Origin of the sequence: Aeromonas sp. s9, assembly GCF_040907765.1 — a bacterium.
GTDB lineage: Bacteria > Pseudomonadota > Gammaproteobacteria > Enterobacterales > Aeromonadaceae > Aeromonas > Aeromonas caviae.
Genome location: NZ_JBFOCK010000102.1, coordinates 50,737 through 60,111 on the forward strand (window position 1 = coordinate 50,737; position 9,375 = coordinate 60,111).

Annotated in this window: 6 protein-coding genes; all 6 read left to right on the plus strand. The window is 57.0% G+C overall.

Features of this window, described 5'->3' with window-relative positions; all coding sequences use genetic code 11:
* Positions 1–24 precede the first annotated feature (24 nt).
* On the plus strand, positions 25–2,169 hold the full coding sequence (locus AB5Y54_RS19675) for a type I secretion system permease/ATPase (RefSeq protein ID WP_039040368.1): 2,145 nt from the start codon (positions 25–27) through the stop codon (positions 2,167–2,169).
* Positions 2,162–3,577 (plus strand): HlyD family type I secretion periplasmic adaptor subunit, encoded by a 1,416-nt coding sequence (locus tag AB5Y54_RS19680; protein WP_010675165.1) that lies wholly within the window; start codon positions 2,162–2,164, stop codon positions 3,575–3,577. Before AB5Y54_RS19675 ends, AB5Y54_RS19680 begins: the two co-directional genes overlap by 8 nt.
* A 35-nt stretch (positions 3,578–3,612) precedes the next feature.
* Entirely contained in the window at positions 3,613–4,944 is a 1,332-nt protein-coding gene (locus tag AB5Y54_RS19685) for a TolC family outer membrane protein (protein WP_010675164.1), read from the plus strand.
* A 99-nt stretch (positions 4,945–5,043) separates the two neighbouring features.
* A complete protein-coding gene (locus AB5Y54_RS19690) occupies positions 5,044–5,802 on the plus strand; it encodes a transglutaminase-like cysteine peptidase (protein WP_232092819.1) in 759 nt (252 codons plus the stop codon).
* A 3-nt stretch (positions 5,803–5,805) separates the two neighbouring features.
* Entirely contained in the window at positions 5,806–7,731 is a 1,926-nt protein-coding gene (locus AB5Y54_RS19695) for an EAL domain-containing protein (RefSeq protein WP_109112568.1), read from the plus strand.
* 267 nt (positions 7,732–7,998) lie between these two features.
* Positions 7,999–9,375 (plus strand): retention module-containing protein (locus AB5Y54_RS19700; protein ID WP_368154222.1); only part of this gene is annotated, 1,377 nt, incomplete at its 3' end.

The following is a 9,375-nucleotide window of genomic DNA, read 5'->3' on the forward strand; positions in this document are numbered from 1 at the left end:
CTGAATCATGTTTGATGGGATGCTATGCAAGCAGAAACCAGCCATATAGATGAACTGTTGGAGTGCCTGGTCTTTTTGACCCGCTTTTACGGGGTGCCCAACAGTCAGGATGCTCTCACCACCGGCTTGCCACTGGTCTCCGGGCGTCTCAGCACGGCGCTCTTCAGTCGTGCCGCCGAGCGGGGCGGTCTCTCTGCCCGCGAAGTGATCCAGCCCCTTGAACAGATCTCCTCCCTGCTGCTGCCCTGCGTCTTGCAGACGCGCAATGGCGGCGCCTGCATCTTGCTTGAATGGAATGAAGAACGGACCCAGGCGAGGGTCATCTTTCCCCAGGCCGGAGACGCGGCCCAATGGGTCAGTCTTGCCCAACTGGGTGACGAGTACAATGGTCGTCTGTTCTACGTCAAGCGGCAGTTCAAGTTTGATGAGCGCTCGCCCAAAGTGCTGGAGACCCGTGATGGTCACTGGTTCTGGAGCACCTTGTTCGAGTCCCGCGGTATCTATCGGGATGTGCTGGTGGCCTCGATCCTCATCAACCTGTTTGCCATCGCCAGCCCCCTGTTCACCATGAACGTCTATGACAAGATTGTGCCCAACCTGGCATTCGACTCCCTCTGGGTGCTGGCGGTTGGAGCCATGGTGGTGTTCACCTTCGACTTCGTGATGCGCCAGCTGCGCAGCTACTTCATCGATATTGCAGGCAAGAAATCCGACGTGCTCTTGTCGGCCAAAATCTTTGCCAAGGTGATGGGCATGAAGATGGAGTCCAGGCCTGCGTCGACCGGTGCCTTTGCCAAGCACTTGCAGGAGTTTGAATCGGTGCGCGAGTTTTTCACGTCGGCCACCGTCTCCACCCTGATCGATCTGCCGTTTGCCATCTTCTTCCTCTTCATCATCTGGATTTTCGCCGGTGTCATGGTGGTGGTGCCCATCATCGCCATCCTGATCCTGGTGGCCTACAGCTTCTACATTCAGGCACCGCTGAAGCAATCCATCGAGGAGGGCTCCCGGCTCGCCTCCCAGAAGAACGCCAATCTGATCGAAAGCATCTCGGGCCTTGAGACCGTGAAGATTTTCGGGGCCGAGAGCATGTTCCAGCACCGCTGGGAGCAGGCGGTGTCCCACATCTCGACCTGGGGCGTGCAGACCCGGCGCATCACCAACTCCATGTCTTCTCTGGCGAGCTACATCCAGCAGGTGGTGACAGTGGGACTGGTGATCGTCGGTGTTTACCAGATCTCGGAAGGGTTGGTGACCATGGGGGGCATGATAGCGGCCGTGATGCTGTCGAGCCGGGCCATCGCCCCCATGGTGCAGCTCTCGGTACTCTCCACTCGCTACAACCAGGCCAAGTCGGCGCTCGAAATCCTGGAGAAGATCATGATGACGCCGGGTGAGCAGGAGGAGGGCAGGCAGTACATCCACCATCCGGTCATCCAGGGGCGCATCGAGTTTGAAAATGTCTCCTTCAAGTATCCGGGCATGGAGAGCAGCACCCTGCACAACATCAACCTGCGCATCGAGCCGGGTGAGAAGGTGGCCATCATCGGGCGGATCGGTGCGGGTAAAACCACGCTGGAGAAATTGCTGATGGGCCTCTATCGCCCGACTGACGGCCTGGTGCGTCTGGACGGCTTTGAGCTGGACCAACTGCCGCCGACCATCATTCGCCGCAACATCGGCTGTGTGCCGCAAGATGTGACCCTCTTCTTTGGTTCAGTTCGGGACAACATCATGCTGGGCAATCCCCTGGTGGACGATGCCCGTGTCTTGCGCGCCGCCAAGCGGGCCGGGGTCACCAACTTTACCAACCGGGATCCCAACGGTCTCGACAGACAGATAGGCGAAGGGGGACGTCAGCTCTCCGGTGGCCAGCGTCAGTCCATCCTGCTGGCTCGCGCCCTGCTCAACGATCCCCCCATTCTGGTGATGGACGAGCCGACCTCCAACATGGACAACCAGTCAGAGATGCACGTGAAGCAGGAGCTGGCGCGGCTCGGCCCCGAAACCACCCTTATCCTCATCACCCACAAGACCTCCATGCTGGATGTCGCTTCCCGGGTCATCGTCGTGGAGCAGGGGAAGATAGTGGCGGACGGTCCCAAAGAGGTGGTGTTGCAGCAATTGAAGGAAGGCAAGGTGCGGGTGCAGGAGACGGCGAATGGCTAACCACTGGTTCAAGAAAACGCCCTCAGATACGGTCTTGCCTGCACCCGAGCATCTTGAGTACGTGGATGACGGCGCCGCCGCCGTGCTGCTGACGACACCCACCCGTGCCAGAGTCCTGCTGTGGGCCTGCTTCCTGTTTTTTGTCAGCGCCATCGTCTGGGCAGCCTGGGCAGAGCTGGATGAAGTGACCGTCGGCCAGGGCAAGGTGATACCGTCGCGCCAGTTGCAGGTGATCCAGAACCTGGAAGGGGGGATCGTCAAGGAGATTTTCGTCAAGGAGGGGGACATCGTCGAGAAGGGACAGCCACTGCTGCGCATCGACGATACCCGCTTCAAGTCGGATTTTCGCGAACGGGAGCAGGAGCTGGTCACCCTCAAGGGGGATATCGCCCGCCTGCGCGCCGAAATTCGCAGCGTGGTGGTCAAGAACGAGCCCAATCTGGGGTGGCGTGAACAGGTAGCCATCGACAAACAGGCCATCGAGTTCCCCGAAGGGTACGAGAATGTATTTGCCGAATATGCCGCCCGTGAAAGGTCGGTGCAGGAGGCGCGTTTAAACAACCTCAAGAACCAGCTCTACATCCTGGGACAGCAGATCGAGCAGAAAGAGCAGGAGACCATAGAGCTCAATGCCAAGATCCGGACCGTGGGCCGCAGCGTTGATCTGGCTCGTCAGGAGCTGAACATCAGCCGTCCTCTCGCAAAAGAGGGTATAGTTCCTCAAGTGGAGCTAATTAAACTGGAGCGGCAGGTCAACGAAATGCAAGGGGAGCTGGAGGCGAACCGCCTGCTGGTGCCCAAGCTCAACTCGGTACTGCGGGAGACCATCTCGAAGCGAAATGATATCGCCCTGAAATTCCGGGCGGACTCCCAGACCGAGCTAAACGAACGTCAAGGCAAGTTGAGCCAGTTGTCGGAGGGTCAGGTCGGCCTCAGGGACAGAGTCGATCGTACCAGTGTGATCGCGCCTCTCAAGGGGACCATCAAAAAGCTCAAGATTAATACGCTGGGTGGGGTCGTTCAGCCGGGCATGGACCTGATGGAGATAGTGCCGCTGGAAGACACCCTGCTGGTTGAAGCCAAGGTGTCGCCAAAGGACATCGCGTTCCTCAGACCCGGGCTGGAGGCCGTGGTCAAGATAACTGCCTATGATTTCACTATTTATGGAGGTTTACATGGCAAGGTTGAACAGATAAGTGCCGACTCAATCCAGGATGAGGAGGGCAATTCCTTCTATCTGGTGCGAGTACGAACCGAGAAGAGTTATCTGGGCGATGAGCTTAACGCACTTCCCATCATCCCCGGTATGTTAGCCAGTGCAGATATTATTACTGGTAAAAAAAGTGTCCTAGACTACTTGCTGAAACCCATCTTGAGGGCTAAGCAGTCGGCACTGAGAGAACGATAAGCCAACAATCTAAAAACAACATGACTGGAGATACCATGAAGAAGACGATTGTTGCCATGCTGGTTAGTGGCACCATACTGTTCCCGGGCCTGAGCCAGGCACAGACGCTGGAACAGTCAGTGGCGCAGTCACTGGCTACCCATCCGAAAATCAAGGAAGCTTTTGATCTCTATCAGGCACGACTGTATCAGCATGATGGAGCCAAGGGCGGCTATTACCCCACCATTGATCTGCGTGGTGGCGTCGGTTACGAGAAGACTGACAGTCCCTCGACCCGTGCCGCAGGTCCCAATTCACAGACGATCGATGACTCCATGACGCGCAAGGAGGCCGGGATCAGCCTTCGCCAGATGCTGTTTGACGGCTTTGATGTCAGCAGCAACGTGGCACGGACCGATGCCGCCGCCCAGGCCCAGCGCCTGGCGATGATCTCCGAGGCGGAGAACACGGCCCTGCGCGTGGCCGAGGTCTATCTCAACATGCTGCGTCAGCAGGAGATCCTGGAGCTGTCCAAGCAGAACCTTGAAACCCACGAGCAGATCCGCAGTGACATCCAAAAACGGACCGACTCCGGTCTTGGGTCGACCGCTGACCAGACCCAGATCGACGGTCGTGTGGCTCGGGCTTACTCCAATCAGGCGGCGGCGGAGAACAACTATCGGGATGCCGAGAGTGAGTTCATCCGTGTCGTCAATGAAGTGCCCAAGGATCTCGTTCAGCCAGTACCGAACACCCAGCTCCTGCCAGCAACACTGGAAGATGCGCTGAAGACGGCAACAGAGGTTCACCCGACCCTGCTGTCATCCCTGCAGGACATCGAAGAGGCGAAGTACCAGCATGAAGGCTCCAAGTCAGGGTTCTACCCGAACGTAGCCTTTGAAGTGGATCAGAACTGGAACGAGGACATCGATGCGGTCAAAGGCCGTAACGACGATCTCACCGCCATGGTCCGGATGCGTTACAACCTGTTCCGCGGTGGGTCCGATCTGGCAGAAAGCAAGGCAACCTCTGCGCTCTATTCCCAGGCCAAAGACATTCACATGAATGCCTTCCGTCAGGTGGAAGAGGGGACCCGCCTCGCCTGGAACGCCAAAGAGTCGCTGGCCAAGCAAAAAGTCTTCCTCAAAGAGCACGTGGACGCCAGCTATGACACCGTACAGGCGTACAAGAAGCAATTCGGCCTGGGCCAACGGACCTTGCTGGACGTGCTGAACACGGAGAACGAACTGTTCGAGGCTCGCCGCAGCTACATCACGGCCGAGTACGACTCCCTGTTGGCGGATTATCGTATCCTCAATGCCACCGGTGGTCTGCTCAATGCCCTGAATGTGCAGCAACCGGCTGAATGGCAGGCCAACAACAACTGATGGCCCTGCCACTGATGTCATATCAGGCAAGGGGAATGGCTGCAGCGTGCTGCAGTCATTCTTTTATGCGTCCGGCGGTCAGGGGATGATGGCGGCGTCATGACACAGAAAGAAGTGGCATCGACAGGCTGGAGCCGACGTGATGGGTATCGAGCTATCGCAGGTGCACGTGCGCCCTGGCGGGTTCGCCTGCTATGGCTGGCCCTGCTGGCGATCCCCCTGCTGCTCAGCGCCAGCCAGCCTCTCTCACCGGAGGATATGAAACTGGTCAAGCGCGCGGAGGAGACCTATGGCCCTAGGGCCGGCAAACGGGTCACCAGCTGGCGCACTTTGGCAATGCAGAACAAGGCAGCGGGGCTGACGGATCGGCAGAAGCTGGAGAAGGTGAACCAGTTCTTCAACCAGATGCGTTTCATCGATGACATCAAGTTGTGGCACAAGAAGGATTATTGGGCGACACCGCTGGAATTTCTGGGCGCAGCAGGAGGAGATTGTGAAGACTTCAGCATTTCCAAGTATTTTACCTTGCTGGAACTTGGCATCCCTGATGAAAAAATGCGAATGGTATATGTCAAGGCATTGGATTATAACCAGTTTCATATGGTCGTTGCCTACTATGAGACGCCTGCGGCAGTACCCCTGATTCTGGACAATCTTGTCGGATCAATTCGCCCGGCGACCCAACGGGCGGATTTGTTGCCAATTTACAGTTTTAACGGTAGTCACTTGTGGCTGATGAAGGCGCGTGGTCAAGGGGAACTGGCCGGGCAATCATCCCGCTTGGGATTATGGACAGACTTACGCAATCGCATGACATCGGGGCGATTGGCTCGGCCTGCGGTCAATTTGGATGATTAACCTATGACGCTCTACAGACAACTATTGGCAACCATGCTGCTGCTGTTCGGATTGCTGTTTGCCGCCACCTATTGGGTGCAATTCAATTCGACCCGCAACTACCTGGCGCAGCAGCAGGAGACCACCGTCATCAATACGTCCACCGCACTGGGTCTGGCGCTGACCCCCTATCTGGAGAACGGCGACAAGGTCAGTGCCGAATCCGTGATCAAGGCGGTGTTCGACGGGGGTTACTACAAGCTGGTCCGTCTCGATCTGCTGGCCTCCAAGGATGTCATCGAGCTGGAGAACAGCAGCCATATCGAAGGGGTCCCACAGTGGTTCATTGGGCTGGATCTGTTCCCTGAAGTGGCCAATGAATCGATTTTGACGTCGGGTTGGCTGCAACTGGGCAAGCTGAAGGTCGTCGGCCACCCTGGACAAGCCTACTACGAGCTTTGGAAAGGAATGAGCGAACTGGCCACCTGGTTCCTGGTCGGCTTTCTCGTCACCACTCTCTTGCTGATGCGGGCGCTCAATTATCTGCTCAAACCGCTCAAGCTGATTTGCGATCAGGCGGTTGAAATCGAGCTGCACCATTTCGGCCACGCCATTCCCGAGCCCAAGACCCGCGAGCTGCGGCAAGTGGTACAGGCCATCAATACCCTTTCCAGCAAGCTTGCCGTGCAGTTCAAAGAGCAGGCTGACGAAGCCGAAAATCTGCGAGCCCGCGTCTATGTGGATGCCGTCTCCGGGCTTGGCAACCGCTCTTACTTCGTCGGGCAGGTCAATGCCTGGATTGCGGAGGCCGGGCAGGGCGGGGTCATGCTGGTGGCCGTCGACATGCTGGACGATCTCTATCGGGAAGAGGGCTTTGCTGCAAGGGACAACATGGTCAAGTCCATTGCACAGGTGCTCAGGGAACTGCTGGATGGCTGGGATGGCGCGGCGCTGGCCCGGATCTCGGCGACCGAGTATGCCTTGCTCTGCCCCACCGATGATCTGTCTCAGCTCAAGGAGCTGGCGGAGCTCATCAACAGCCGTATCGCCGATCTGGTTGTCAATCCCATGGGAGAAAGCGGTGCGCTGTCCGTCGTCGGCATCGCCGGCCGTGATGGCAATGACGATCTCTCGGCCCTGCTGACGAAGGCGGATAACGCCCTTGGCAAAGCGCGCAATGAGCGGCGCGGTGCCGTCGTGATGGAAGGCGGCAATGAGCAGGGACTGATGGGACGCCTTGCCTGGCGAGACCTGGTGCAGGATGCCATTGCCAGACATCTCTGGCGCTTCAAGGCACAGCCTGCATGCCGCTTCGATGATGGTACCCGCCTGCATGCCGAGTTGTTCGCGGCCATCTCGCGAGATGGAACGGATTACTTCGCAGGGCAGTTCTTGCCTGCGATCGAGCAGTTCAAGATGGGGGCCGAGTTTGACAAGGCGGTGCTGGAAGCCTGCGTCCCCTTGTTCAATCAGCAACCGGAATTGGTGTTGGCAGTCAATATCACGGCGGGTTCTCTCTGTTCGGATGAGTTCCTGACATGGCTCAGAGGCTATCTGTCGCTGAACGTGGAGCTGAAGGAGCGACTGCTGTTCGAGATCCCGGAAGCGGCCATCATGAAACACAAAGAGTATGTGACTCATCTGGTTGAGCTGTTGCGAGAGCACGGCTTCTTGTGGGGGGTCGATCACTATGGTCGGCACTTCCAGTCCCTCGGCTATCTGGAAGAGCTGACCCCCACCTATGTCAAGGTGGACCACGGGTATACCAGCCAGGTCATGGAACCAGGCGCCGATACCTCCTTCCTGGCGGCTGTCTGTCGGGCTGCCCACAATGCGGGTGTCACGACCATCGCCACCCGGGTGGAAGATCAACGGCAGGTTGAATTGTTGTCCAGTTTGCATATCGATGGTTATCAGGGATTCGTTCACCCTGCATTTCCACTGGCATAAGCGGTACAACTCGATAGAAAGGGGCCCATTAAGGGCCCTTTTTTATATCTGTTTAGAATATGTACATCATTTTTACGCGACATATAGGTAATATCACTAAAACTCGCGCTGTTACTTAATTGATTTTTATATGTAAAAAATATTCGTTCGATTCGCTGCATCGGATGAGGTCAAAGAGACTCAACCCTGTACATTTTTGCAACGGAAGCAGGACGGGGGCGTAACTAGAGTGTAGGCATCAAGATCTGTCACCCTGGAGCAATGGATATGCGCACCCAAATCATCGACAAAACCGTGGTCGTCTCTTCCGTAGAAGGCAACGTTCAGATCCTGCTTGCCGATGGCAGCAGTCGTCCTCTCCAGCCTGGCGAGATACTGCAGCCTGGCGCCAGACTCAATATCGCTGATGATGCCAAATTGATGCTGGCTCCCTACGATGACAAACCTGCAGCGGACAATGGTGTTCCGGCAGGGACAGAGATGCCTCCAGAGGGGCAATCGTCCTCATCGGTTGCCAATCATCAGCAAGGCTCGCCTGAAGTGTCGCCAGAAATTGCGGCGTTGCAACAATCCATCCTGCAAGGGGTTGACCCGACCAAGAACTTCGAAGCCTCTGCTGCCGGTGGGGCACCTGCCGCCGGTGGTGGTGGCGGTATAGGCGGGGTCGCTGGGGCCAGTGGCAATGGTGGTTTTGTTGTCATAGACCGCATCGGAGATGCGACCATAGCCGAGGCCGGATTCGATACTGGCTATGACACGTTGATCGATCAGAATGTGCTGCAGGAAGACGATCTTCTGCCCGAGAATCAGCTCGATGATCAGGATGAGTCTGCTGTTACCCAGGAAGATCAGGCCATCAGTGGCAATGTGCTCGACAACAGCAACAATCCGGATGGTCCCCTTGATACGTCTGTCATTTCCTATAGCTGGGGCAGCAATCAGGGAATTGCTGCCAGCGTTGAGAGCACGCTGGATGGGATTGGTACGCTGATCATCAATGCCGACGGCTCCTATACCTTTACCCCCGCGCTGAACTACACAGGCCCTGTACCTGCGGTCAATTACACCGTAACGGATGGGGATGATACCAACGACTCCACTCTGACTATCACCATCACCCCTGTAGATGAGCCTGTCTCGCTGAATGGATTGCAGGTCGAGGGTGGTGAGCTTGTCCTTGATGAAGCCGCATTGCCGGATGGCTCAGCCTCCGATGGCGCAGCCTTGACCAAGAGCAGTACTTTTACATTCAATGCGGCAGATGGAGTACAAAGCCTGACGCTGGGAGGTGTGACGCTGATCAGCAATGGCCAGGTCTTGACCACCTTCCCCCAGGGGATCCCCAGTCCTTTGGGAAATCAACTGCTGGTGACCGGCGTCAGCTACAACCCGGTGACAGGGGTTGGCAGCGTGACCTACAGCTACACCCTGAACGATAACGAAACACATAACAAACCTGCAAATGATGGGGCTCTGACGGAGAGCTTCAACGTTGTGTTGACGGACCTCGATGGCGACACGACCAGTGCAGGGCTGGATGTCGTGGTGCTGGACGACGTGCCGACGGCGGTGAGCGACGTCAACCTGACGGTAGCGAGCGAGAACAACCTGGTCCTCAATGGCAACGTCATCACCAACGACGTG